Consider the following 25,275-nt stretch of genomic DNA (forward strand, 5'->3'; position numbering starts at 1 on the left):
CCGCACACGTAAGATAAAGCCCGTGACTAGCGAACAGACAACGACATTTGATCTCTCGGCATCCTTCAAGGCCTACGACGTCCGTGGGATCGTCGGCGAGTCGATCACCGCCGAAATCGTCGAAGCCGTGGGGGCCGCGTTCGTGGATGTCCTGCAGCTGGAGGGCCAGACCATCGTGGTGGGCGGGGACATGCGCCCGTCGTCCCCGGAGTTCACCAAGGCGTTCGCCAACGGAGCGGCTGCCCGCGGCGCCAACGTGGAGCTGCTGGACCTGATCTCCACCGATGAGCTGTACTTCGCCTGCGGTTTCCTTGACCGCGCCGGCGCCACCTTCACCGCCAGCCACAACCCCGCCGAATACAACGGCATCAAGATGGCCAAGGCAGGCGCCGTGCCCATCTCCTCCGAGACCGGGCTGAAGGACATCCAGGCCCTGGCGGAGCAGTACCTCAACTCCAGGTCCATTCCCGCTGCCGGCACCAAGGGCCTGATCAGCGTCCGCGACGTCCTGAAGGACTACTCCGAGTACCTCCGCAAGCTCGTTGACCTCTCGGGTTCGCGCCCGCTTAAGGTGGTGGTGGACGCCGGCAACGGCATGGCCGGCCTGACCACCCCTGCCGTGCTGGGTGACGCGCTGCTGCCCAAACTGCCGTTCGACATCGTTCCGCTGTACTTCGAACTGGACGGTTCGTTCCCCAACCACCCGGCAAACCCGCTGGAGCCGGAAAACCTCCGCGACCTGCAGGCCGCAGTGATCGAGCACGGCGCGGACATCGGGCTGGCCTTCGACGGCGATGCCGACCGCTGCTTCGTCATCGACGAAAAGGGCGAGGCCGTGTCGCCGTCGGCCATTACCGGGATGGTGGCGCGCCGCGAGATTGCGCGCGCCAAGGCCCAGGGCGAGGAAAAGCCCACCATCATCCACAACCTGCTCACCTCCCGCGCCGTCGCCGAACTGGTGGAGCACGACGGCGGCCGCGCTGTCCGCACGCGCGTGGGCCACTCCTTCATCAAGGCAGTCATGGCCAAGGAAGGCGCCGTGTTCGGCGGCGAACACTCCGCGCACTTCTACTTCCGCGACTTCTGGAACGCTGACACCGGCATGCTGGCCGCCATGCACGTCCTGGCGGCCCTGGGTGAACAGGACGGCCCGCTCTCCGACCTGGCCCGCGAATACGAGCCCTATGTCAGCTCGGGCGAGATCAACTCGGAGGTGGCGGACAAGCCCGCAGCCGTGGAGCGCGTGCGGCAGGCGTTCGCGGACGAGGACCTCACCATCGACAACCTGGACGGCAGCACCTTCACGGCCAATGACGGCAGCTACTGGTTCAACCTTCGCCCGTCCAACACCGAACCGTTCCTGCGGCTCAACGCCGAGGCCACGGACCGGGCCACCATGGAACGCGTCCGCGACCGCGTCCTGGCCCTGGTGCGGGCCTAGCGCCGGATGACGCACCAAACCGGGCCGGCAGCGGAGGGGCACAGCGGGCAGGAGAGCTGGCGTGATTCCGTCTCCGAAGCCACGGCAACAGACCTCGAGAACCTCCTGGGCACGGGCGTCAGCGCGGCCCAGGAGCAGCTCCAGCGCAACGGCGGTTTCCTGCCCTTCGCACTGACCGTCCAGAACGACGGCGAGGTGCGGCTGGTTGCCGTGTCCCCGGCGGATGGAGGAGAGGACAGTGACGGGGAGTTCGACGCCGACGCCATGATCCGCGACCTGCAGGCCCTCCTCCGCCAGAACCGCGACGATTTCCGCGCCGCCGCGGTGGTCTGCGACATCATGCTGGTGGAGGAGGACACGGACGCCATCCACGTGGCCGCCGAGCACCGGGACGGTTCCCTCTTCGCAGCCGTGCTGCCCTACGCCGCCAACGCAACCACCCAGACCTGGGAATTCAGCGAGCTCGGCGCGGATGCCAGCGAGCCCACGATCTGGGTGGACTAGACCGGACCCGCAGCAATGAAGATCAATGCCTTCGCCGACGTCAGCCTGCGCGCCCTCATGGTGCTCGCAGCCGTTCCCGACGGCACGCTGCTCACCACCCAGAGCATCGCCGACTCGGTGGGGACGCCCTACAACCACGTCAGCAAGGCCATGGCCAGGCTGCGGAGCATGGGCCTGATCGAAGTGGTCCGGGGCCGGTCCGGCGGATCACGGCTCAGCCATGCCGGCCGCATCGCCACCGTGGGGCAGATCCTGCGGCAGCTTGATACCCGCACCGATCCCGCGGACTGCGTGTCCCCGGGCGGGAACTGCCCCCTGATCAATGAATGCAGGCTTCGCGGCGCCCTGGCCCGTGCCCGGGAAGCTTTTTACGCCGAGCTTGATTCGGTGGTGATCGGGGAACTCCCCCAGGCCCGGCAAATGGCTCCGGTTTTCCAGATGATTGGCCTCCGGCCCGGGCTTTAGGCAGCGCCTATCCGGACGCCGGCTATCAGTTTGATTTCAAACTTCTACAAGGTGTAGAACTGAGGCAGAAATACTCGCATTTCAAATATGAGTTTTCATCCGGCCGGACGAAGGCCCCGGCCATAACCTCAGGAGTACAGATGCTCTCGGACAAGTCCCGCCCCGTCATTGAGGCCACCCTGCCGCTGGTCGGCTCCCGGATCGGATCCATCACCCCCAACTTCTATGCCCGACTTTTCGCGGCGCACCCCGAACTGATGGATGGCTTGTTCAGCCGCTCCAACCAGCGCTCCGGCAACCAGCAGCAGGCCCTCGCCGGCAGCATCGCCGCCTTCGCCACCCACCTGGTGAACAACCCCGGCACCCTGCCGGAAACCGTCCTCTCCCGCATCGCCCACCGGCACGCTTCCCTCGGCATCACCGAGCCGCAGTACAAAGTGGTCTACGAACACCTCTTCGCGGCCATCGCCGAGGACCTCGCCGAGGTCATCACCCCTGAGATCGCCGAAGCCTGGACCGAGGTGTACTGGCTCATGGCAGACGCCCTGATCAAGCTTGAGAAGGGGCTCTACGCCGCCCAGGCCAATGACAAAATGTGGACGCCCTGGCGGGTTGCGGCCAAGACGCCGGCGGGAACCGGGTCCATGACCTTCACCCTGGAGCCCGCGGACGACACCCCCGTCACCCCTGCCCTTCCGGGCCAGTACGTCAGCGTCAAGGTGGCCGTTGCGGACGGCCTGCGCCAGGTGCGCCAGTACTCCCTCTCCGGCGACGCGGGCACCAGCCGTACCTTTACCACCAAGCTGGACGACGGCGGCGAGGTCTCCCCCGTGCTGCACAACACCGTGCAGGTGGGCGACGTCGTCGAAATTTCCAACCCTTACGGCGAGATCACCCTCAAGGAGGGCGATGGCCCCGTGGTGCTCGCGTCCGCAGGCATCGGTTGCACCCCCACCGCCTCCATCCTGCGCTCCCTTGCCGAGTCCGGCTCCGACCGCCAGGTCCTGGTGCTCCATGCCGAAAGCACCCTGGACAGCTGGGCCCTGCGCAGCCAGATGACGGACGACGTCGAACGCCTGGACGGCGCCGAACTGCAGCTCTGGCTGGAGAAGCCGGTCAGCGGCGCCAAGGAAGGCTTCATGTCCCTGCGCGAGGTGGACCTCCCCGCCGATGCTTCGCTGTACCTCTGCGGCCCGCTGCCGTTCATGAAGAACATCCGGAACGAGGCTATCAACGCCGGCATCCCCGCGACCCGGATCCACTACGAGGTCTTCGGACCGGACATCTGGCTCGCCAGCTGATTTCCGGCGCCCTTCGGGAACGACGACGGCCCCGCACCTTTCGGAAAAGGTGCGGGGCCGTCGTCGTATGGAAGGTGGGGCGGCTGCTAGTGCTTGGCCATCCGGGCCTTCAGGGAATCGAGCTCGGCGCGCAGGGCATCCGGCAGGGAGTCGCCGAACTTGGCGTACCACTCCTCGATGGAGGCGAGCTCCGCATCCCACTCTTCGCGGTCGACGCGGACAGCGTCTTCAACGTGGGCGTGGGTCAGGTCCAGGCCGGTGACATCCAGTGCGTGCCCGGCGGGGACGTATCCGATGGGGGTCTCGACGGCGTCGGCCTTGCCCTCGATGCGCTCGATGGCCCACTTGAGGACGCGGGCGTTGTCGCCGAAGCCGGGCCAGGCGAAGCCGCCGTCAGCGGTGCGGCGGAACCAGTTCACCAGGAAGATGTGGGGCAGGCGTTCCGGGTTGGCCTTGCCGGAGACGCTGATCCAGTGCTTCAGGTAGTCGCCGGCGTCGTAGCCGATGAACGGCAGCATGGCCATGGGATCGCGGCGGAGCACGCCCACCTGGCCGGCGGCCGCGGCCGTGGTCTCGGAGGAAAGGGTGGAGCCCATGAAGATGCCGTTGGTCCAGCTGCGGGCCTGGGTGACCAGCGGAACGGTGGTCTTGCGGCGTCCGCCGAAGAGGATGGCTGAGAGCTCCACGCCTTCGGGGCTGTAGTACTCCTCAGCCAGCATGTCCACCTGCGAGATCGGGGTGCAGAACCGGGAGTTCGGGTGCGCAGCGGGCTTGTCCGAGTCCGGCGTCCAGGAGTTGCCTTCCCAGTCGGTCAGGTGCGCCGGAACCTCGTCCGTCATGCCCTCCCACCAGACGCCGCCGTCGTCGGTCAATGCCACGTTGGTGAAGATGCTGTGGCCCTTGGCGATGGCGCGCATGGCGTTGGGGTTGGTGCCCCAGCCAGTGCCGGGGGCGACGCCGAAGAGGCCTGCTTCCGGGTTGGTGGCGCGGAGTTCGCCTTCCTTGCCGATCCGCATCCAGGTGATGTCATCGCCCAGGGTCTCCACTTTCCAGCCTTCGATGGTGGGATCCAGCAGCGCAAGGTTGGTCTTGCCGCAGGCGGAGGGGAAGGCGGCGGAAACGTAGTAGTTCTTCTTTTCCGGCGAGGTCAGCTTGAGGATGAGCATGTGCTCGGCCAGCCAGCCCTCGTCGCGGGCCATCACCGAGGCGATGCGCAGCGCGTAGCACTTCTTGCCCAGCAGGGCGTTGCCGCCGTAGCCGGAGCCGAAGGACCAGATGGAGCGCTCTTCGGGGAAGTGGACGATCCACTTGTCCGGGTTGCAGGGCCACGGGACGTCGTCCTGGCCGGGCTCCAGGGGGGCGCCGAGTGAGTGCAGCGCAGGCACGAAGAAGGCGTTGGTCTCGGTGATCTTGTCCAGCACCGCGGTACCGATGTTGGCCATGATGCGCATGGAGGCAACAACGTAGGCGCTGTCGGTGATTTCGACGCCGAACTTGGGGTCCTCGGCGTCGAGGTGGCCCATGACGAACGGGATGACGTACATGGTGCGTCCGCGCATGGAGCCGGCGAACAGGCCGCGCAGCTTGTCCTTCATCTCCCGCGGTTCCATCCAGTTGTTGGTGAAGCCGGCGTCGCGCTTGTTCTCGGAGCAGATGAAGGTCTGCTCCTCGACGCGGGCAACATCAGCGGGATCCGAGAACGCCGCGAAGGAGTTCGGGAACAGGTCTGGGTTGAGCCTGGTCAGGGTGCCGGCAGCAACGAGCTCGTCCGTGAGGCGGGTGTTTTCCTCTTCGGAGCCGTCGACCCAGTAGATGCGGTCCGGCTGCGTAAGCTCAGCAACCTCTTCGACCCATGCCAGCAGGCCGGCATGTGTGGTGGGTGCTTTCTCAAGCAGCGGCTTCTGCGCCAGATCGCCCATTGCAGTTCCCTTCCTCGGGTTCATCGGTGTGTCCTAAATGCTATGGTCCGGACCAGTGGAGTTTTTGGGGAGCTTGACTGACATCTCCGGTCACCAAATCTGAATTCCGCGGGAAATCAAGGAATTATTGCCGCAGAAACGCCAATTAAGTGATGAAGGTCACCTAGACCGGTCTAGTCGCACAGATTACAGGCGCTTCGATTTGGCATCGGGCTTCGCCTCGCGTAAAGTAATTCGAGGTTCGGGGAGAGCGGTTCTCCTCCCGGGACACGGAATGCGCCCATAGCTCAGCTGGATAGAGCGTCTGTCTACGGAACAGAAGGTCAGGGGTTCGAATCCCTTTGGGCGCACCAACAAGGTCCGCACCGGTTCGCCGGTGCGGACTTTTTTTGTGCTGCCAGGACACCTGTCCCCGGCTAGGCTTTGGTCATGGATCCCGAGGCCGCTGGGCGCGAATTTGATGTTGTTGTTATCGGCGCTGGCGCCGTAGGGGAAAACGTGGCCGACCGCGTGGTCCGGGGCGGCCTGACGGCCGTGCTCGTCGAGGCGGAACTGGTGGGCGGGGAATGCTCTTACTGGGCGTGCATGCCATCGAAGGCACTCCTTCGGCCCGGTACAGCGCTCCATGGGGCGCAGACCACCCCCGGGGCCAAGGAGGCGGTCACCCGCACCCTGGACGCCGCCGCCGTCCTGGAGCGCCGCAACTACTTCACCTCCAACTGGCAGGATGACAGCCAGGTTTCCTGGGTTAAGGACACGGGCATCGAATTGGTGCGCGGCCATGCCTGGCTGACCGGGCCCAAGGCCGTCGAGGTGGCCGGCCTGGACGGCACGCAGCACTTGCTGCGTGCGCGGCATGCCGTGGTTCTTGCCACGGGCTCCACTCCCAATACGCCGCCCATCGAGGGCCTGGAGGACGTCCAGGTATGGGGAACGCGTGAAGCAACGTCGGCCAGCGAGGTCCCGGAGCGGCTGACGGTATTGGGCGGCGGAGTTGCCGGCGCCGAACTGGCCCAGGCTTTCGCCCGCCTTGGTTCAAGCGTCACCCTGGTGGCCCGCAGCGGATTGCTGGGCACTTTCCCGGACGAAGCCTCGGCGCTGGTCGCTGCGGGACTGAGGGCGGACGGCGTCGAACTCCGGCTGCACACCGCCACGGACCGGATCAGCGCCAACGACGACGGCACCCTCACCGTAAACCTTGGGGACGGAACCACTGTCACCTCGGAGAAGGTCCTGGTCTCCACCGGCCGCCACCCGGCACTGGAGGGCCTGGGCCTGGAAAGCGTCGGTTTCGAGGCTGATGAATCCGGCCACCTGTCCCTGTCCACCGATGCCTCGGGCCTGGTCCGGGAGACGCCCGGGAATGAACAGTGGCTCTACGCAGTGGGGGACGCCGCCGGCAAGAACCTCTTCACCCACCAGGGCAAGTACGAGGCGCGCGCCACCGGCGACGCCATTGCCGCGCGGGCAAAGGGCGCGCTGGACGGAACGCCCGGCGACTGGACGCGCTACGCCCAGACGGCCAACCAGCACGCGGTGCCCAGCGTCGTCTTCACGGACCCCGAGCTGGCCAGCGTGGGACGCACGCTGAAGGCGGCCAGGAAGGACGGATACAACGCCTCGTCCGTGGAGCTGCCCATTGAGGTTGCCGGCTCCTCCCTGCACTCGGAGAACTACGAAGGGTGGGCACAGCTGGTGGTCGACGAGGACCGCAAGGTCCTGCTTGGCGCAACGTTCGCCGGCCCCGACGTAGCCGAGCTGCTGCACGCGGCAACCGTCGCCGTGGTGGGCGAGGTGCCGCTGGACCGGCTCTGGCATGCAGTCCCCTCCTACCCCACCATCAGCGAGGTATGGCTCCGACTTTTGGAGAAGTACGGCCTCTAAGCTCTATTTGAACTGACCAGTCAGTTCGGTTAGCCTTGATACAGACTTCTTCTGCGAAAGGCGATCGTTGCTCTCTGCACATCAGCTCCAGGCCAAAGGGCGCCGGGATCCGCTGCTTCCCCCCACATCGGTGACGGTGGCGCGTGGCGAACTGCTGCTCGTCTCCGGAGACCGGCAGGACCAGCGCACGGCGTTGTCCCTCCTGCTCAGCGGCCGGATGAAGGCAACGGACGGGCAGCTCAGCTGGGACGGCAATGCCCGGGCCAAGCGGCTCCGGCTGTCCGCGGCCCTGGTGGACTCCCCCGGCGTCAACGAACCCGAGGAACACCTCAGCGTGCGGGACCTGGTGACCGAGGACCTCGCCCTGGTGCCCCGCCGGTACCGCGGTGCGTTGCTCAGCGGGCCGTGGCTCAAGGTCAACCGCTTCGAGGACATCGCCGGTCTGTGGACGGAGCAGCTGGACCCGGAGCGCCGGCTTGAACTGCTCAGCGCACTGGCCCTGGCCAATCCCCGCACGGACCTGCTGGTGGTTGACTCACCGGACCGGCACAGCGCCGACGACCTCACGTGGCTGCCACGCCTCCGGGAGCTGGCGTACGACGCCGGCCGGCCACTCGCCGTCGTAGCGGCAGTCAGTGCCGTCCCCTCCTCATGGGATGGACCGGTGGCCGCCATCGGCAACGCGGCCCCCGAACCCGAACCGGGGACCGCCGCCGGCAAGCACTCCGCCGAGGCCGGGGCCGGGGCCGCCGCCGAAGACCAGGAAACCGAACCCGAAACCGAGGTTGCCAAGTGACTGTCCTGCGGCTGGCCCGCTCCGAACTGAAGCGCATGACCGGCGGGCTGCTGCCCAAGCTGACCATCCTGGCGCTGACCATGGTCCCGCTGCTCTACGGCGCGGTCTACCTGTACGCGAACTGGGACCCCTACGGCCACCTGAACAACCTGGATGCCGCCCTGGTGGTGGAGGACTCCGGCGCCACCAATGCCGACGGCACGCGGCTCGAAGCCGGGACCAAGGTGGCGGACAGCCTGGTGGAGGGCAACGTCTTCCACTGGGTCCCGGTGGAAAGCTCCGCGGAAGCCGATGCCGGCGTCAGCAGCGGCCAGTACGCGTTCGCGCTGAAGATCCCCAAGGACTTCTCTGCCAACCTGGTCTCCCCCGGCAGCTTCGACTCGGCCAGCCAGGCCATGCTGAACGTGACCACGAACGATGCCAACAACTACCTCCTGAGCACCATCGTGGACAAGCTGACCACTGCCGTGCACACCACGGTGGCAAAGGAAGTGGGCGAGGAAACCGCCAACCAGCTGCTCACCGGCTTCGGCACCATCCACTCCAAGATGGTCCAGGCGGCGGACGGGGCGTCAAAGCTCGCCGACGGCGTGGCTACGCTCAGGGACGGTACGGTCACCCTCCACGAGGGGACCTCAGCCCTGAGCAGCGGCGCGGACCAGCTGTACACCGGCCAGCTGAAGCTGCGCGACGGCGCCAACCAGCTGACCGACGGCGCCGGGCGGCTCAGCAGCGGCCTGTCGGTCCTCAAGGACAAGACCACCACGCTGCCCACCGATACCCAGACCCTCGCTTCCGGCGCCGCCCAGGTTGCCGCCGGAAACGCCCAGCTCAACGCCAAGGTCCAGGACATGGCCGCCCAGCTGGAGGCGGCGGACCAGGGCCTGCGCAACCGCGTAGTCGAATCCAACGGCAGGCTGGTCGCGTCGGGCGTCCTGACCCAGGAGCAGGCGGACAAAGTTCTGGCGGATTTCGACGCCGCCAGCACCTCCAGCCCGGTGGCGGCCGCCAAGGGCAAGGTCCAGGCCGATGCGGCCCAGGTCCAGCAGCTGGCCGACGGCTCCGCAGCGGTCAGCGTCGGCGCCGCCCAGCTGGCGGCCGGAATGCCGGCACTCAAGGACGCCATCTCGCAGGCCTCGGCAGGGGCTGACCAGCTGCACACGGGTGCCGCAGCGCTGGCAGCCGGTGAGCAGTCCGCCGTCGACGGGACTGCCGGCCTTGCCGACGGAGCCCGGAAGGTCGACGCCGGGGCCGCCCAGCTGGCGGACGGCGCCGGCCAGGCCGCCACCGGTTCCCGTACCCTTTCCGACGAGATCGGCAAGGGGGCCGGGCAGGTCCCCAACCCTGACGACGCGCAGAAGAGCAACCTGTCCCAGGTGATGTCAGATCCTGTGGCCGTCAGCAACGTCTCGCAGGCCAAGGCCGGATCCTACGGAGCCGGGCTGGCGCCGTTCTTCCTCACGCTGGCCATGTGGATCGGAATCTTCATGCTGGTCCAGGCCATGCGCCCCATCACGCAGCGGGCGCTGGCATCGAATGCGCCGTCGTGGAAGATCGCCCTGGGCGGCTGGCTGCCCTTCTTCGTGGTCTCGGTGGTGCAGGCATCGCTGTTGACCCTGGTGGCGGACGTCGCGCTGGGGCTCAATCCCTCCCATCCGGTCCTGATGTGGCTGCTGATGCTGGCCGCTGCCATGGCATTCAGCGCGCTCATCCAGGGCATCGTGGCGCTGCTGGGCTCCCCCGGCAAGCTGGTGGTGCTCATCCTGCTGGTCCTGCAGCTGGTGTCTTCCGGCGGCACGTTCCCGTGGCAGACCACGCCGGAGCCGCTGCATGTGGTGCACCAGGTGCTGCCCATGGGGTATGTGGTGACCGGAATGCGGCATTTGATCTACGGCGGGGACCTGTCCATGATTGCTCCCACTTTCGTGGGACTGCTGGGCTACACTTTGCTGGGCGCGGCCTTGTCCACCCTTGCGGTGCGGAAGAACAAGTACTGGACGCTCAAGACCCTGAAGCCGGAGATCGCGGTATGACCACTGAATTGACGCCCGCCGGCAAGGGGCTGCGGCCCGCCCGGACCAACGCCACCCGCCAGAAGCTCTTCGACGCCTCCATGGAACTGATCGGCGAGCGCGGGGCGGCCAGCGTCACCGTGGATGAAATCGCGGCAGCGGCCGGGGTTTCCAAGGGCACCGTCTACTACAACTTCGGCAGCAAGTCAGAACTGATCGCGCAGCTCCTGCGGCACGGCGTGGACATCCTCAAGGCGCGGCTGCTTGAGGCCGCCGACGCCGGAACCACGGGGCGGGACCCGCTGCTGGCCATGGAGGCGATGATCGGCCAGGCCATGGACTTCATGGCGGAGTACCCCTCCTTCGCGCGCCTCTGGGTCAGCGAAAACTGGCGCATACCCAGCGAATGGCAGGGCACGTTCTCCGTGCTGCGCGGAGAACTCCTGGACGTCATCGGCCAGGCTGTGGAAAAGGTGGCCGAGGCGTACCCCGTGGACGATTCCGTGTCCAGGGGCAGCCTGGAAACGGCCATCTTTGGCGCATGCTTCGTGGTGGGCCTTGACCGGCAGACGTACAACCCCGAGCGCACCCGTGACCAAAGCGTTGCAGCAATCATGGCGATCATGCGCGGCTACGTCCTGAAGGGGCCAGCTCCTCGGGGATGATGGAGCACATGCGCCATACGGGGAAGAGCGGAAAGTTCGCGGTGATCTGCGGCATCGTTGCTGCGGGGCTGCTGGTGCTCACGGCGATGACCCTCGCCGAGCCGGTGTTCGTTGCGTTTGCGGGTGTCCTGGGGCTGGCGTACCTGGCAGCAGTCGCCGAGCTCCTGGTCCGGCGGCGGCACGCGGCGCTGCTGGCCGCCGGCGCCGGTACCGCCCTGGCCCTCGGCTTTTCCCTGGCGTTCCTCAGCACCTGGGAGCTGGCGTTCGACGGCCAGCCCTCCTTTTTGGGCACCCCGCTGCCCACGGATGATCCCGACAACTACTTCTTTGGGGCCGCCTGCGCCTTGGTGGCCACCTTCGGAGTCCTCTTCCTGGGCGCATTGTGGCCGGGAAGGCGACGTACGGCGACGGTCCGCAGGCCGGCATCACGGCCGGCTGCACAGCGTCCTTCCTCCCGGCGCGGAACCTCACAGCGGACCGGCGCGACGACGGCGCGCAGCCCCCGGGCTGCAGCATCCCGGACGGGCGGCCCAGGAGCCGGTGCCCAGGGATCACCCGCTCAGCGGACGTCAGCACCCCGGTCCCCCGCCCGCGGGGTGTCCACTCCGGCCAAGCGTCCGCCGTCGTCCGCTCCCCCCGCGCCGAGGCCGGCGCCCAGGTCCGGCAGCGGCTCCGTCCCCCGCCGCTGACGCTGCCTGGCTGGACCGGTGAGCGCCGCCGTCGCCACGCCGCCCAGGAGGAGCATTCCGCCTGCCAGTTCCGTCGGCGAGGGAACCTCCGCGAGGACCAGCCACGCAGCGCTCATGCCCACCACGGGGACGAGCAGGGTGAACGGAACGACCGCCGACGACGGGTGGGCGGCCAGGAGCCGGTTCCAGATGCCATAACCCACCAGCGAGGCGAAAACAGCGGTGTACAGGGCACTGAGCATGGTGGGCGCCTGAAGGTTGGCCAGAGACTGCCAGACGGTGCCGGGCCCGTCCACCAGCACTGAAAGCGCTGCCAGCGGAAGCGGCACCACGGCGCCTGACCACACCACCAGCCCAAGGCCTGAGGCTGCTTTGGCTTTCCGGGCGATGACGTTCCCGGCCGCCCAGGAGAGCGCGGCGGCCAGGACAATGACCAGCGGGAGCAGCGGTGCCACGGCACTGCGTCCCGCGGCCACGACGGCGAGCCCGGCCACGCCGAGCGCCACCCCCGCCAACTGGCGCCCGCTGGGCCGCTCTCCCAGGAAGGCCGCAGCGAGCAGGACGGTCAGCAGCACCTGCGCCTGCAGGACCAGCGATGCCAGGCCCGCGGGCATGCCCAGCGCCATGGCAAGGTAGAGAAGGCCGAACTGGCCCGCGCTCATGAAAAGCCCGACCCCGATGATGGCTTTCCAGGAGACCTCCGGCTTCCGTACAAAGAAGATCCACGGGACAACCACCAGGACGAAGCGCAGGGCCACGAACAGCAGCGGCGGGAACTCCTGGCCACCCGCGTGCAGCCCGATGTCGATGGCCACGAAGTTCAGGCCCCACAGCAGGGCAACGACGACGGCAAGGAGGGAATCGCGCAGGTTCACCCTCCCACTCTGGCAGAGGCCCGGATGAAGCACCAGCGCCTGATTCAGCACGTAATCATGTACCTTTGCTTCATGATCGACATCGGGTCCCTGCGCGCCCTCGCCGCCATCGAGCAGCACGGCACCGTTATTGCCGCCGCGGAGGCGATGGGCTTCAGCCCGTCGGCCGTATCCCAGCAGGTGAAGAAACTGGAGAAGGAGGGCGGGTTCGCCGTCCTGGAACGCCGCGGCCGCGGGGTCCTGCTGACTGAGCGCGGGCTGGCCCTGGCCGCCTATGGCCGGCGCATCCTGGCCGAGCTCGAGGAACTTGAGTCAACACTGCTGGCGGATCCGGCCAGGCCCAGCGGCAGCCTCCGCGTCGTTTCCTTTTCCACTGCCGTCAGGGGGCTGGTGGGCCCGCTGCTGGCGCGGACCGGGCAGTCGGAGGCTGGGCTCGAGATTTCCGTGCTGGCGGAGGATCCGCGCGAAGCCGTGGCGCGGGTTGCCAACGGCGAGGCGGACCTGGGCCTGGTGCACAACTGGAACTCGGTACCGCTGGTGATCCCGGAGCACCTGGCGCTTGAATGGCTCTGCGAGGACGTGGCGGATGTCCTGGTGCACCGCAGCCACCCGCTCGCGAAACAATCCGTGGTGGAACCTGCGGAGCTGGTGGACGAGCGCTGGATCAGCACACCGGACGGGGCCATCTGCAATGAGGCCCTCCTGCGGATCTTTGCCGACCTGGGGCGTGTCCCGGACATTGGGATCTACGACCCCGATTTCGCCACGCATATCGCTTTGGTGGAGCAGGGAGTGGCTGTTGCCCTGGTACCCCGCCTTGGCCGGCCGGCGCTCCCCCCGGATGTGGTGGCTGTCCAGGTGGTGAACCCGGTCCAGGCCCGCCAGGTGGGGCTTGTCCACCGCAGGACCATGACGGCCAGCCCGGGCATCAGGCACGTCGCGGCACTGCTGCGCGAGATTGCCGGCAGCGGAGTTGCCGCTAATGGGCCCGGGGAACCTTGAACCTGGTAATCCGGGCGTCCTGGCCATCCAGTTCCGCCCAGGGCTTCTCTGTCTCCAGGACGGTGAGCGCATTGGTGGGGAACCGGGTGGCGGCGTCCATGTAGGCATCATGGTCGGAATCCCGTGAGGCCAGGTGCATGGCCAGGTCCTGCACACCGGGCAGGTGCGCAATGAGCATCAGCGTGGTCACGGTGTCCGGAACATGGTTGACCACCGCCAGCATCCGCAGGGCCGATGCCGCGTACAGGCCGTCTTCGAGTTTTGGCGTGGGCGCCTTGTCGCCGAGTTCGGCGCAGACCCAGGTGCACGTTTGCCGGGTACGCAGGGCACTCGAGCACAAAATGAAGTCCGGCACGATGTTGTGCTTGAGCAGCCAGCGCCCGGCCAGCGGCGCCTCCCGGTGTCCGCGCTCCTCCAAAGGCCGCTCGTGGTCGGCCACTCCGCCGGGCCAGTCAGCCTTGGCATGGCGCATGATCACAAGGCGTCGAACATGGTGCGAACTCATGGCCCAAGCCTAGCGCCAGCCAAAAGCACGCGAAGCAGGACCCGGCAGCGAAAACACCGTCACGGAGAGCACGCTTTCAGCCTCGCCCGGGAACATCCATGGCCGGGGCTTAGGCTTCACCACTCAAGCAGAGCTCAAAAGCATGCCCACAGTGACGCCCGGACCAAGCAGCCGCGGAGGCACGAGCGCAGGCGCCGAGGGATATGCCGCCTTTAGGGCGAAGGTGAAGAGTTAGATCGAGTACTCCGGAGCGGCCCAGACAACAACCTCCGGGTGCTCGTAGAACCGGTAGCCCTGGCCGCGGACGGTGCGGACCGTGTTGGCGAGGCGGCCAAGCTTGGAACGGAGGCGGCGGATGTGGACGTCGATGGTGCGCTCGTTGGGCACTTCTTCGGCGTTGCGCCACAGCCCCTCGAGGAGCTCGTCCCGGCCCACGGTGCGGGTACCGTTTTCGACGAGGTAGTTGAGGAGCTCAAACTCCTTGAACGTCAGGTTCAGGGATTCGCCGTCCAGGTGCACTTCGCGGCGGGCGAGGTCGATAAGCACGCCGGAGGGACGCGGTTCCTGCGCCTGGGCGGGGCGGGGGGTTTCGGTGCGCTGGCGGGAGTTGACCGTCGGGTCACCAAAGGTCGAACGGACGACGTCGAGCGCGGAACCGGGGGTGCCGGCGGGGGCAACCGCCACGGCTGCGTAGCTCTCGGCACCGGAGACCAGGGACTGGGCGTAAGCGCGGATTTCCTGGGCGAGCTTGGCGATGGAGGTGCCGGCTGCTGCCGCGGTTTCCTCGTCGATACCCATGTACAGGACGAACCCGCGGGCCACGTTGTCGTTGGCTACCGGACGGACCTGGTTTGCGCCGGGCACCACAGGGGTGGGGGCGGTAATGGGAGCGGACTCAGCCGGGTGCACAGCACGGAGCTGGCCGTAGGAGTTCGGGTTGTATCCCTGCGGGGCGAAGCCCTGGGCCGGGAAGCTGCTTCCGGAAGTGGAGGGAGCAAGCGCGGGGCGCGGGCCGAAGCCGGGACGGAGGCCGGAGGCCTGGCCTGCCTTGGCGGCGTTACGGACAGAGATGTGGACGTATCCGGATGCAACTGACATGAATGCTTACCTCAATGTGAAATGGCCGTCTCCGCGGCTCGAATGCTGGCTTCCCCGTCACGCGGACCGGGGATGGGCGCCCGACGCTGGGCTTGGGGGCGAATGCCTAAGAACTTCGGTGGGTGGGAAGGTCAGGCGTGCATTCGACAACAGCGCATGTCGGCAGCAGCGGATGTGCTGGGCCAATATTCTGCGGCTGCAGGTGCTGTTGAGTTCTTGTTCACAGTGGAAGTGTGCCGCGTAACAATGCCAACTTGCAAGTAACAATGGACCTAATAGTCCGCATTGTGAGACAAAACGCGAAATTGTGCTGCATGTCACTATTTCGGAAGGGGGGAAGAATTTGAACGGTTATCCCGGCAACACCCACCTTTCCCAGTTTTTCCAGAATAAAATTCGGATAACTTCCGGTTTACCGAATGCGTCCGAAATTCAACCGTTTGACGTGGAATCGCCTCAAGCATGTCCAGCCGGCGTCCCGCCTTCGTCCGGTTTTTTGCCCGCGAACGCGTGCGCGGCTGCGAAGGCAGGACGGTACGCCGGTGTTTAATGCCGCCGTCAGTTGCTGCTGGTCCCGGATTTGGGGGTCGCAGCGGTGGTGGACGTGACCAGCTGGATGGTCTCTGCGGTGTACGTGTCCGACTCCTTGAGGGCCGTCACGCGCACGCTGGCCCCTGCGGTCACACTGGAGAGGCCGAGCGTACTGCCGGTGGAACTGCCGCCCCGCTGCCGCATTCCCTGGGTCACCTGGACGTCGGAGCCCACGGTGTAGGTACGGGAAAACCCGTCCTCGCTCTTCACGGTCATGGACGTTCCCGAAATCTCGGTCACTGTGCCGGCCTGGCCAGCCATGGTGACGTAGCTGGAGCCTTCAAGGACGACATATTCGGAATGGACGGCCGCGTTGAGCCCGGCGGATCCCACGCCCAGCCCGCCCGGTCCACCGTCCATCCCCATGCCACCGGGCATGCCGCTGCCGCCAACGCCGGTTTGCCCATTCGGACCTGTCATGCCGCCCTGGCTGCCCGGACCGAACTGCCCCGCGGCGCCCATTCCCTGGGCGTTGTTCGCCGCAGCCGTTCCGTTCCCGGCAGCATAGGCGCCGGCACCGGCTGCGGCGGCCACAACCACGGCGATGCCGCCCACCAGTGCACCCTTCTTCGCAGTCCAGTTCCCCTTGCCGGCCCGGGCCGGCGTTCCGGGTGCGTACTGCTGCGGTGCGCCCCACCCCGTGCCGGGGCCGGGCACCTGGCCCGCTGCCGCCGTCGTACCCCAGCCGGGCGAAGCCGCACCTGGGGCGGGGGCGCCCCAACCGTGGGCAGGCTGGCCCTGCGGGGCCCTGTCCCACTGCGACTGGTCCCTGTCCGCCGGTTCCTGCGCGGCATATTGGCCCGGGGTTGCCCATTCACGGGCCCCGCCCCCGCGGCCGGCGCCATCCGCCGAGCCTTCCCACACGGGCGCCGGCTTGTCCTTCTGCTCCCGGCCGTCACCGGCGGGGCGGCCCTGGCCGTTTCCGCCAGTTGCACCCGGGTAGGCGTTGTCCTGCTGATCCATGGCTTCCTCCAGGAGCTCGTAGCTGTTGGTGATGCTGTTGTCCCAACAGGCTCTGCCGCTTAGCTGTGCGGGGGCTGTGCTGCGAGCCACGCCTGCCTGTGACCTGGCCGGGCCGCGCGGGAAGGCGCCACCCCACCCGGGCCACAGGTGGCTAGGCTGGAGCTCACAGCCGGAACACAGCATTGGCAAAGCATCGGCAAACCGACAGATCGGAGAGTTGTCCCATGGCATCCCCGCACCCCATGACCAACAACCTTCCCCAGCTCACCCATCCGGACGGTTCCCCCATCCGCGCCCTGGTGGTCGATGACGAGCCCAGCCTGTCGGAACTGATGAGCATGGGCCTGCGCATGGCCGGCTGGTCGGTGGCCGTGGCCGGTGACGGACCCACGGCCGTCAAGCTAGCCAAGGACTTCCACCCGGACGTGCTGGTGCTTGATGTGATGCTGCCGGGGTTCGACGGCGTGGAGCTGCTGGGCAGGATCCGCGCCTTCGCGCCGGAGGTGCCGGCGCTGTTCCTGACGGCCAAGGACGATGTCCAGGACCGCATCGTGGGGCTGGCCGCCGGCGGGGACGACTACGTCACCAAACCCTTCAGCATGGAAGAGGTCCTGCTCCGCCTGCACCGGCTGGTACAGCGTTCCGGGGTGGCCGCGATGGACACCGCCGAGCTGGTGGTGGGCGATCTTGTCCTCAACGTGGACACCCGGGAAGTAACCCGCGCCGGGGACGATATCCAGTTGACGGCAACCCAGTTCGAGCTCCTCCGCTACCTGATGGAAAACCCGAAGCGCGTGGTCAGCAAAGCCCAGATCCTGGACCATGTGTGGGATTACGATTTCGGCGGCCAGGCCAACATTGTGGAACTGTACATCTCCTACCTGCGCAAGAAGATCGAAGCGAGCCACCCGCCGATGATCCACACCGTGCGCGGCGCGGGCTATGTCATCAAGCCCGCAGACTAGCCGAAGGAAACGCGTGTCTCTTTCCGGTGTCCCCCGGCCCGCCGGCCGGTCCTGGTTCAATCCCGCCACCTGGCACCTCCGTACCCGGCTGATCCTGCTGTCCATGGCCCTCCTGGTGGCCATCTCCGGCGCCATCGGGGTGGTCAGCTACGCCTCGATGGATGTCGTCCTCACCAACCAGCTCGATGCGCAGCTGATGCTGGCCTCCCGCGGGCGTCCACCGGAAGGCAACCCTTCCGGCCGCCCCGACCCCCTGGACGCGCGCGGGCAGAGCGTAGGCACGCTCAACGCCCGGGTGGTGAACGGGCAGATCAGCCGGGAAGCGGGCTTCCTCTCCTCGGATGCCACCCGCACCGCGCTGAACTCCCGTGACGTGGCCACACTGCAGGCCCTCCCCCACAACGGCGTGCCGGTCAACCGCGAGCTCTCCAACGGCGACTACCGTCTCATGGCCACCGCAACCCCTTACGGCGATGTAGTGATCACCGGCCTGCCGCTGGCAACGAAACAGAGCACCGAGGCGTCACTGGTCCTGACAATGGTGCTGGTTTCGCTCGGCGGCCTGGTCCTGATCGGCCTGGCCGGCACGGCGTTGATCCGGCGGACCATGCGGCCGCTGGAGCAGCTCTCCGACGTCGCCACCAAGGTTTCCAAGCTGCCGCTCGACGCCGGTGAGGTAGCCCTGGCGGTGCGCGTGCCGGCCTCCGCGGCGCACCCCACCACCGAGGTGGGCAGCGTGGGCCATGCCCTTAACCTGATGCTGGACAACGTCTCCAGTGCGCTGGAAGCCCGGCAGCGCAGCGAGATGAAGGTGCGCCAGTTCGTGGCCGACGCCTCCCACGAACTTCGCACTCCGCTGACTGCCATCCGCGGCTACACCGAACTGATGCGCATGACCGAGCCCCTGACCGAGGACGGCCAGAAGTCGCTGGGACGGGTGCAAAGCCAGTCGGAGCGCATGACCGCGCTGGTGGAGGACCTGCTGCTGCTGGCCCGGCTGGATGAGGGCAAGGCCACCGAAGCGACGGACGTGGACCTGACCCAGCTGGTGGTCGAAACCGTCAGCGACGAAAAGGTCATGGCCCCGGACCACACCTGGAAGCTGCAGTTGCCCGACGAACCCGTCACTGTCCGCGGGGACACCACGCAGCTCCACCAGGTGTTGGCGAACCTGCTCTCCAACGCCCGGAAGCACACGCCGGCCGGGACCACCGTGACCACCGGCGTGATGCGCTCGGCCGACGGAAGCGTGGTGGTCACGGTCACCGATGACGGGCCCGGCATACCGGCCGAATTCCAGGGCAGCATCTTCTCGCGCTTCACCCGTGCGGACGCCGCCCGGTCCGGCTCCGAAGGTTCCTCCGGCCTGGGCCTGTCCATTGTCGAATCCATCGTCATGGCCCACGGCGGCACCGTGGAACTGGTATCGCGGCCGGGCAGGACCGAGTTCGCGGTCCGCCTTCCGGCCGCCGGCTCCGCCGCATCCTGACCGGCGTTCCGCCCTGCCCTGACTTACACAGGCACGTCACAGGTTGCGCCTAAAGCCCACAAATACGGCGGAGCCACTGTTGATGCATGACGCTCACCGACTCCACTTCAGGAACCCTGCAGGACGCCGCGGTGGCGCCGCCGGGCCTTCCTTCCCGGGGACGTGCCGTACGGCGCGCCCCCGTGGACACGCGCACCGCCGTCCCCGTCCTTGATGTCACCGTCCCCGTCTTCAACGAGGAGCGCGACCTCGAGGAATGCCTCCGCAGGCTCCACGGGCACCTGCTGGATACCTTCCCGCATACTTTCCGGATCACCGTGGCGGACAACGCCAGCACGGACGGGACCCTGAAGATCGCCGAACGGCTGGCCCGCGAGTTCCCGGAGGTGGCGGTGGTCCACCTGGATGAGAAGGGCCGCGGGAATGCGCTGCGGAAAGTGTGGCTGGCTTCCCCGTCTCCGGTCCTGGCCTACATGGACGTGGACCTTTCCACCGACCTGGCGGCGCTGCCCCCGTTGCTGGCACCCCTGATTTCCGGGCACTCGGACTTGGCAATCGGCACCCGCCTGACCCGCAACTCCCGGGTTGTCCGCGGACCCAAGCGTGAGTTCATTTCGCGCAGCTACAACCTGATGCTCCATTCCCTGATGGCCGCGCGGTTCAGTGATGCCCAGTGCGGGTTCAAGGCCATCCGGGCCGATGTCGCACAGCAGATCCTCCCCTACACGGTGGACAACTCCTGGTTCTTCGACACCGAGCTGCTGGTCCTGGCCGAACGCTGCGGCCTCCGCGTCCATGAAGTCCCTGTGGACTGGATCGACGATCCCGATTCCAGCGTTGACGTGGTCCGCACAGCGCTGGCCGACGTCCGTGGGATGGCACGGCTCACCCGCGACCTGGTCTACGGCCGGATCCCGATCCCGGAACTGCGCGCAGCCCTGGCGCGGGGGCCGCTGCCCGCGTCGTCGCGGGCCGACGAACAGACCCGCCGCGGCAGCCTCTTCGGCCAGCTGGTCCGGTTCGCAGCCATCGGCGCCGCCTCAACGCTTGCCTACCTGCTGATCTTCCTGTTTTGCCGCGGCTTCATGGATCCGCAGCTGGCAAACTTCCTGGCCCTGCTGGTCACCGCCGTGGCCAACACCGGAGCCAACCGGCGCTTCACGTTCGGCATCCAGGGCGGCAACCCGGTCCGGCACCATTTCGAGGGGCTGATCGTGTTCGGCATCGGCCTGGTGCTGACCTCGGGGGCACTTGCCCTGGTGCACCGGACGACGACGCCTGACCGGTGGGCGGAAGTCCTCACCGTCGTGGCGGCGAACCTTGCGGCCACGGCAGTGCGGTTCCTGCTGTTCCGGCTCTGGGTGTTCCGGGAACGGACTCCGCGGGCGAAAACGGGCGACCCGGGCGGTACCACCGTTCCGGCACCAGAGCCCGGCGAAAACACCGAAGCCGGCACCCAAGCCACCCCTTCCACAGAAACGGCAGCATCATGACCTCCACCATTTCTCCTGCCGGCCAGGCTGCCGGCATGCAAGCACCTTCTGCCGGCCCGGACCTGCAGCCGGCAGCCGGCGGGACCGCGCCCCGCTGGAAGTGCTACGCGTTCGGAAACCAACCGCGCTGGGTACGGCCTTCCGCCGCAGGGCTCCTGCTGGCCACCGCCGTCCTGTACTTGTGGAACCTGGCAGCAACCGGCTACGGCAACTCGTTTTACGCCGCAGCCATCCAGGCCGGCACCAAGGACTGGACCGCCTTCCTCTTCGGCTCGCTCGACGCCGGCAATGCCATCACCGTTGACAAACCACCCGCAGCGCTGTGGATCCCGGCGCTGGCAGGCCGGATCTTCGGCTTCTCCTCCCTGAGCATGCTGGTGCCCGAAGCGCTCATGGGCGTGGCCGCCGTCGGCTTCCTCTACCTGGCGGTCAAGAGGGTTTCCGGGCCGGCGGCAGGCCTGCTGGCAGGTGGTGCCCTGGCCCTGACGCCCGTTGCTGCGCTGATGTTCAAATTCAACAACCCGGACGCCATGCTCACCCTGTGCCTGGTGCTCGCGGCGTACTTCACCACCCGCGCCATCGAGCGCTCGGGCTGGAAGTGGCTGGTGGCGGCGGGCGCCGTGATTGGCCTGGCGTTCCTCACCAAAATGCTGCAGGGGTTCCTGGTGGTACCGGCGCTGGCGCTGGCCTACCTGTGGGCGGCGCCGGCCCCGGTGGGACGCCGGGTGGTGCACCTGCTGGGCGCACTCGGCGGCATCGTTGTGGTGGCCGGCAGCTACGTTGCCTTGTTCCAGCTGACGCCCGCCGCTGCCCGGCCTTACATGGCCGGCTCCACCACCAACAGCTTCCTGGAACTGACCTTCGGCTACAACGGGCTGGCCCGCATCACTGGTTCGGGTGAAGGGATGCCCGGCGGCGGCGCAGGAGGAGCGGCCGGCGGACCAGGGGGCTTCGGCGGAGCGAACGGCGGATTCGGCGGAGCCGCCGGCCTGCTCCGGATGTTCGGGACCAGCTTTGGCGGCGAAGTGTCGTGGCTGTTGCCCGCGGCCCTGGTCCTGCTGGTGGCCGGCCTGTGGTTCACGCGGCGTGAAGCGCGCACCTCTAGTAGCCGGGCAGCACTGATCATGTGGGGCGGCTGGCTGCTGGTCACTGCCGGAGTCTTCAGCTTCATGAGCGGCATCGTCCACCCCTACTACTCCGTGGCGCTCGCCCCGGCGATCGCCGCCCTGGTTGGCATAGGTGCCGTGGAACTTTGGCGGGGCCGCGCCTACTGGCCGGCCCGGACGGTGCTGGCCGTGACGGTCCTGGGCACGTCCCTCTGGTCCGCCGTACTCCTGGGCCGGGACGCCGCGTGGCTCCCCTGGCTGCGCATCGCCGTGATCGTCCTCGGTGTCCTGGCAGCTGCCGGGATCCTGCTCCGCCTCGACGCACTGGGGGCCGGCGGACGGTTCCGGCGTGCAGGGGCGGCCGCCGTCGTCGCCGTATCCCTGCTCGCCGGCGGCCTCGGCACAACTGCCTGGACCCTGGCCACCGCGGCTTCCGCACACTCGGGCTCCATTCCGACGTCGGGGCCCGCAGGTTCGTCGGCAGGCGGCTTTGGGAACCGGGCCGCGAGGTTCCGCGGCGATCGCACCGACCGCACCGACGCGAACGCCGGAACTGACGGGGCCGCCTCCGGCGGTAACGGGTTCGACCCGGCGAACGGCTTTGACCCCGCGAATGGAATTGGTGGTTCAGCCGGTGGCCCCGGCGGTGAAGGTACCGCCGACGCCGCCGTGACCACGCTGCTCTCCTCCACCACCACGAAATGGTCCGCCATCGTCTCGGGTGCCAGCCAGGCAGCCAGCCTGGAATTGGCAACGAACACCAACGTCATCGCGCTGGGCGGCTGGAACGGCGGGGATCCGTACCCCACGCTCGCCGAGTTCCAGGACATGGTGTCCAGGGGCGAGATCGGATACTACATCCAGGGCGGCGGCATGGGCGGAGGCGGCATGGGCGGCCGCGGCGGCAACTCCGAGGTGGCCGCCTGGGTACAGGCGAACTTCCAGGCACAGACCGTGGGCAACTCCACCGTCTACCGCCTGGCGGAGTAGCACGCCATGGCCAGCCACTACCGGACCCCGCCGTACCCACGCACCGCGGCCGGCGTTGAGCGGCCCTCCGGGGCACGCGCAGCCGAAGACCGCGCAACCGAAGCACGCGCAGCCGAAGACCGGAAGGCCGGAGCCCGGACTTCCGGGGACGGCGGAACACAGTCCGGCCGGCTTCCACGGGATCCCCTGGCCCTCCGCCGGCACCTGGAACTGGCGGCGGTACTGGCAGGAACGGCCGTGCTGTACCTCTGGAACCTCGGCGCATCAGGCTGGGCCAACGCGTTCTATTCCGCCGCGGCCCAGGCGGGATCGCAGGACTGGACCGCGTGGTTCTTCGGTTCCTCGGACGCCGCCAACTCCATCACGGTGGACAAGCCGCCGGCCTCGTTGTGGATCATGGGGCTGTCCGTCCGGATCTTCGGTTTAAGCCCGTGGAGCATCCTGGTCCCGCAAGCGCTAATGGGGGTCGGGGCCGCCTGGCTGCTCCACCTTGCGGTGCGCCGGGCAGCGGCACACGCCACCGGTGACGCCGCCCTCGCCCACAGGGCCGGGTTGCTGGGCGCTGCCGTCCTCGCCCTCACGCCGGTTGCCACGCTGATGTTCCGGTTCAACAACCCGGACGCCCTGCTGGTGCTGCTCATGACTGCCGCCGCGTACGGGGTCCTCCGTGCAATCCAGGAGGGCCGGTTGCGCTGGCTCCTGCTGGCCGGCGTGTTCCTGGGCTTAGGCTTCCTGGCCAAGCAACTGCAGGTCCTGCTGGTGGTTCCCGGGTTCGCCGTGGCCTACCTGGTCGCGGCGCCGGGCAGGCTGGGCCGGCGCCTCCTGGGGCTGGCGGCGGCGGGGGCAGCGATGGTGGTTTCCGCGGGCTGGTGGCTCGCGGCCGTGGAGCTGACGCCTGCCGGCATGCGGCCCTACATTGGCGGGTCGCAGGACAACTCCATCCTGGAACTCACCCTTGGCTACAACGGGTTGGGGCGGCTGACGGGCGACGAGACGGGCAGCGTGGGCGGCGGCAACGGGTGGGGCGTCCCCGGCCTGTTCCGGATGTTCAACAGCGAGTTCGGGGGCCAGATAGCGTGGCTGCTTCCCTCCGCCCTGATCCTTGCGGCGGGCCTGCTGTGGGTGGGCCGGCGGGCACCGCGGACGGATCCGGTGCGTGCGTCGGTGGTGGCCTGGGGCTCGTGGGTCCTGGTGACGGGCCTGGTGTTCAGCTTCATGGCCGGCATCATCCACCCCTACTACGCTGTGGCGCTCGCGCCGGGAATTGCTGGGCTTACCGGCCTGGGCGCTGTCCTCCTGTGGCAGCACAGGCAGCAGCCGGCCGCTGCAATCCTGCTCGCGGCGGCGGTGGCAGCGGCCGCCCTGACGGCGTTTTCGCTGCTGGGCACCACATCGGCCTACGGTCCGTGGCTGCGCTGGCTGGTGCTGGCAGCAGGCCTGGCCGCGGCGGCCGGAGTGGGCCTCAACCGGTTCCTGGGCCGCCGCTCCCTGCAGCGGACGACGGCGGCGCTCGCCGTTGCTGCGTCGCTCGCCGGGCCGCTGGCCTACTCCGTCTCCACGGCGTCGGCGGCGCACAGCGGGGCAATCGTCAGCGCAGGACCCACGACAGGGTTCGGTGCGGGGCCGGGCGGCGCACCCGGTGGCGCCGGGGGCAACCGGAACGGATTCGGCCCCAGTGGCACGGGGAGCACGGGCAACGCAGCCCAAGGCACACCGGGACAAGGCACACGAGGACAAGGCTTCCGGCAGCAAGGCACCCAAGGCGGCACGGGGTTTGCCGGGAACCGCAGCGGAGGCATGGGCGGGCTCCTGGGTGCACCCACGCCGTCGGCCGACCTGGTCACCGCGCTCCAGGCCGGGGCGTCAAGCTACACCTGGGCCGCGGCCGTGGTGGGTTCCAACAACGCCGCCGGTTACCAACTGGCAACCGAACTTCCGGTCATGGCGGTGGGCGGCTTCAACGGCACCGACCCCTCCCCAACGCTGGCGCAGTTCCAGGAGCTGGTGTCCCAGGGAAGGATCCATTTCTTCATCGCGGGCGGAACCATGCGTTCCTCCAGCGGCTCGGATGAGGCAACCCGGATTACTGAGTGGGTGGCAGCCAATTTCCAGGCGCAGAGCATCGGCGGCACCACGGTGTACGCCCTGTCTGGCCAGTAGCGAAGCAGTCCGGCCCGGGCCGGAAGTCCCTGCGGGCCGGACTGCCTCAGGCCATCACTCCTCCGTTCGCGCTGCCGCAAACCGACGCGCTGGATCCGTGACTTCCGTTACCTAAACGTGACTTCCGCTTAATCTTCCTGTACCGTCGATTGGGTGCGGTCCCCGTTCGGACCGCATATCCCGGGTTGACGCCAAGCTCTGCCGCTTCCCCGGATTCCGATTGAGCAACGGCAGAGGCGGGGGACCCACCGTCCCGGGCAATAACTGCCCTTGGGGTTAAGCCAGTACGTGATTTTCATTCCGTACGGCCGGATGCCCTCATCCGAACCCGACAGCTAACTCCGCAGGTGTGAGAGGCGATC

19 protein-coding genes, 1 tRNA gene and 1 riboswitch are annotated in these 25,275 nt (G+C 67.8%); of the genes, 15 read left to right on the forward strand and 5 right to left on the reverse strand.

Going from position 1 to position 25,275, the window contains the following annotated elements; genetic code table 11:
- Positions 1-22: 22 nt before the first annotated feature.
- The 4 genes from AC1DIP_RS18090 (at position 23) to AC1DIP_RS18105 (ending at position 3,711) form a co-directional block, all read left to right on the forward strand.
- Positions 23-1,441 (forward strand): phosphomannomutase/phosphoglucomutase, encoded by a 1,419-nt coding sequence (locus AC1DIP_RS18090; protein ID WP_476209269.1) that lies wholly within the window; start codon positions 23-25, stop codon positions 1,439-1,441.
- Between the two features lie 6 nt (positions 1,442-1,447).
- On the forward strand, positions 1,448-1,945 hold the full coding sequence (locus AC1DIP_RS18095) for a hypothetical protein (protein WP_476209267.1): 498 nt from the start codon (positions 1,448-1,450) through the stop codon (positions 1,943-1,945).
- 15 nt (positions 1,946-1,960) lie between these two features.
- On the forward strand, positions 1,961-2,410 hold the full coding sequence (locus tag AC1DIP_RS18100) for an Rrf2 family transcriptional regulator (protein ID WP_476209266.1): 450 nt from the start codon (positions 1,961-1,963) through the stop codon (positions 2,408-2,410).
- Between the two features lie 140 nt (positions 2,411-2,550).
- The gene (locus AC1DIP_RS18105) at positions 2,551-3,711 is read left to right on the forward strand and encodes a globin domain-containing protein (protein ID WP_110545019.1); all 1,161 of its coding nucleotides are present in this window, start codon (positions 2,551-2,553) and stop codon (positions 3,709-3,711) included.
- An 86-nt stretch (positions 3,712-3,797) separates the two neighbouring features.
- Here AC1DIP_RS18105 and AC1DIP_RS18110 read toward each other — a convergent pair whose 3' ends face one another.
- Complete coding sequence (locus AC1DIP_RS18110) at positions 3,798-5,630, reverse strand: phosphoenolpyruvate carboxykinase (GTP) (RefSeq protein ID WP_476209264.1); 1,833 nt, start codon at positions 5,628-5,630, stop codon at positions 3,798-3,800.
- Positions 5,631-5,906: 276 nt separating this feature from the next.
- On the opposite strand from AC1DIP_RS18110, the gene AC1DIP_RS18115 reads away from it, so the two are divergent.
- From AC1DIP_RS18115 to AC1DIP_RS18135, 5 genes are all read left to right on the forward strand, one after another.
- A tRNA-Arg gene (locus AC1DIP_RS18115) sits at positions 5,907-5,983 on the forward strand.
- Between the two features lie 76 nt (positions 5,984-6,059).
- Positions 6,060-7,514: an FAD-dependent oxidoreductase gene (locus tag AC1DIP_RS18120; protein WP_476209262.1), complete on the forward strand. Its 1,455-nt coding sequence runs from the start codon at positions 6,060-6,062 to the stop codon at positions 7,512-7,514.
- 67 nt (positions 7,515-7,581) lie between these two features.
- Positions 7,582-8,310 (forward strand): ABC transporter ATP-binding protein, encoded by a 729-nt coding sequence (locus tag AC1DIP_RS18125; RefSeq protein ID WP_477734579.1) that lies wholly within the window; start codon positions 7,582-7,584, stop codon positions 8,308-8,310.
- On the forward strand, positions 8,307-10,343 hold the full coding sequence (locus AC1DIP_RS18130) for a YhgE/Pip family protein (protein ID WP_477734580.1): 2,037 nt from the start codon (positions 8,307-8,309) through the stop codon (positions 10,341-10,343). Before AC1DIP_RS18125 ends, AC1DIP_RS18130 begins: the two co-directional genes overlap by 4 nt.
- Positions 10,340-10,987 (forward strand): TetR family transcriptional regulator, encoded by a 648-nt coding sequence (locus AC1DIP_RS18135; protein ID WP_476209257.1) that lies wholly within the window; start codon positions 10,340-10,342, stop codon positions 10,985-10,987. The genes AC1DIP_RS18130 and AC1DIP_RS18135 overlap by 4 nt, the downstream gene beginning before the upstream one ends.
- A gap of 559 nt (positions 10,988-11,546) precedes the next feature.
- On the opposite strand, the gene AC1DIP_RS18140 is transcribed toward AC1DIP_RS18135, so the two are convergent.
- Complete coding sequence (locus AC1DIP_RS18140) at positions 11,547-12,551, reverse strand: EamA family transporter (protein ID WP_477734581.1); 1,005 nt, start codon at positions 12,549-12,551, stop codon at positions 11,547-11,549.
- Between the two features lie 72 nt (positions 12,552-12,623).
- Here AC1DIP_RS18140 and AC1DIP_RS18145 point away from each other — a divergent pair, with 72 nt between their 5' ends.
- The gene (locus AC1DIP_RS18145; protein ID WP_476209254.1) at positions 12,624-13,553 is read left to right on the forward strand and encodes a LysR substrate-binding domain-containing protein; all 930 of its coding nucleotides are present in this window, start codon (positions 12,624-12,626) and stop codon (positions 13,551-13,553) included.
- Here AC1DIP_RS18145 and AC1DIP_RS18150 read toward each other — a convergent pair.
- The 3 genes from AC1DIP_RS18150 to AC1DIP_RS18160 all read right to left on the reverse strand — a co-directional run bounded on the left by AC1DIP_RS18150 (position 13,531) and on the right by AC1DIP_RS18160 (position 16,800).
- Entirely contained in the window at positions 13,531-14,058 is a 528-nt protein-coding gene (locus AC1DIP_RS18150) for a SixA phosphatase family protein (RefSeq protein WP_457948233.1), read from the reverse strand. The genes AC1DIP_RS18145 and AC1DIP_RS18150 overlap by 23 nt on opposite strands.
- Before the next feature lie 231 nt (positions 14,059-14,289).
- Positions 14,290-15,156, reverse strand: coding sequence for a winged helix-turn-helix domain-containing protein (locus AC1DIP_RS18155; protein ID WP_477734582.1), 867 nt, complete (start codon positions 15,154-15,156; stop codon positions 14,290-14,292).
- A 558-nt stretch (positions 15,157-15,714) separates the two neighbouring features.
- Positions 15,715-16,800: a hypothetical protein gene (locus tag AC1DIP_RS18160; protein ID WP_477734583.1), complete on the reverse strand. Its 1,086-nt coding sequence runs from the start codon at positions 16,798-16,800 to the stop codon at positions 15,715-15,717.
- Between the two features lie 134 nt (positions 16,801-16,934).
- Between AC1DIP_RS18160 and AC1DIP_RS18165 the strand changes: the two genes are divergently transcribed.
- The 5 genes from AC1DIP_RS18165 to AC1DIP_RS18185 all read left to right on the forward strand — a co-directional run bounded on the left by AC1DIP_RS18165 (position 16,935) and on the right by AC1DIP_RS18185 (position 24,913).
- Complete coding sequence (locus AC1DIP_RS18165) at positions 16,935-17,675, forward strand: winged helix-turn-helix domain-containing protein (protein ID WP_476209250.1); 741 nt, start codon at positions 16,935-16,937, stop codon at positions 17,673-17,675.
- Complete coding sequence (locus AC1DIP_RS18170; RefSeq protein ID WP_477734584.1) at positions 17,653-19,164, forward strand: sensor histidine kinase; 1,512 nt, start codon at positions 17,653-17,655, stop codon at positions 19,162-19,164. Before AC1DIP_RS18165 ends, AC1DIP_RS18170 begins: the two co-directional genes overlap by 23 nt.
- An 86-nt stretch (positions 19,165-19,250) precedes the next feature.
- Positions 19,251-20,657 carry a bifunctional glycosyltransferase family 2/GtrA family protein gene (locus tag AC1DIP_RS18175; RefSeq protein ID WP_477734585.1) on the forward strand — a complete coding sequence of 469 codons (1,407 nt, stop codon included), beginning with the start codon at positions 19,251-19,253 and terminating at the stop codon, positions 20,655-20,657.
- A complete protein-coding gene (locus AC1DIP_RS18180; RefSeq protein ID WP_477734586.1) occupies positions 20,654-22,753 on the forward strand; it encodes a glycosyltransferase family 39 protein in 2,100 nt (699 codons plus the stop codon). The genes AC1DIP_RS18175 and AC1DIP_RS18180 overlap by 4 nt, the downstream gene beginning before the upstream one ends.
- Before the next feature lie 6 nt (positions 22,754-22,759).
- A complete protein-coding gene (locus AC1DIP_RS18185) occupies positions 22,760-24,913 on the forward strand; it encodes an ArnT family glycosyltransferase (protein ID WP_477734587.1) in 2,154 nt (717 codons plus the stop codon).
- Positions 24,914-25,110: 197 nt separating this feature from the next.
- A riboswitch (cyclic di-AMP (ydaO/yuaA leader) is annotated at positions 25,111-25,274 on the forward strand.
- Position 25,275: the final 1 nt, after the last annotated feature.

This window comes from Pseudarthrobacter sp. 05T312 (assembly GCF_056396685.1).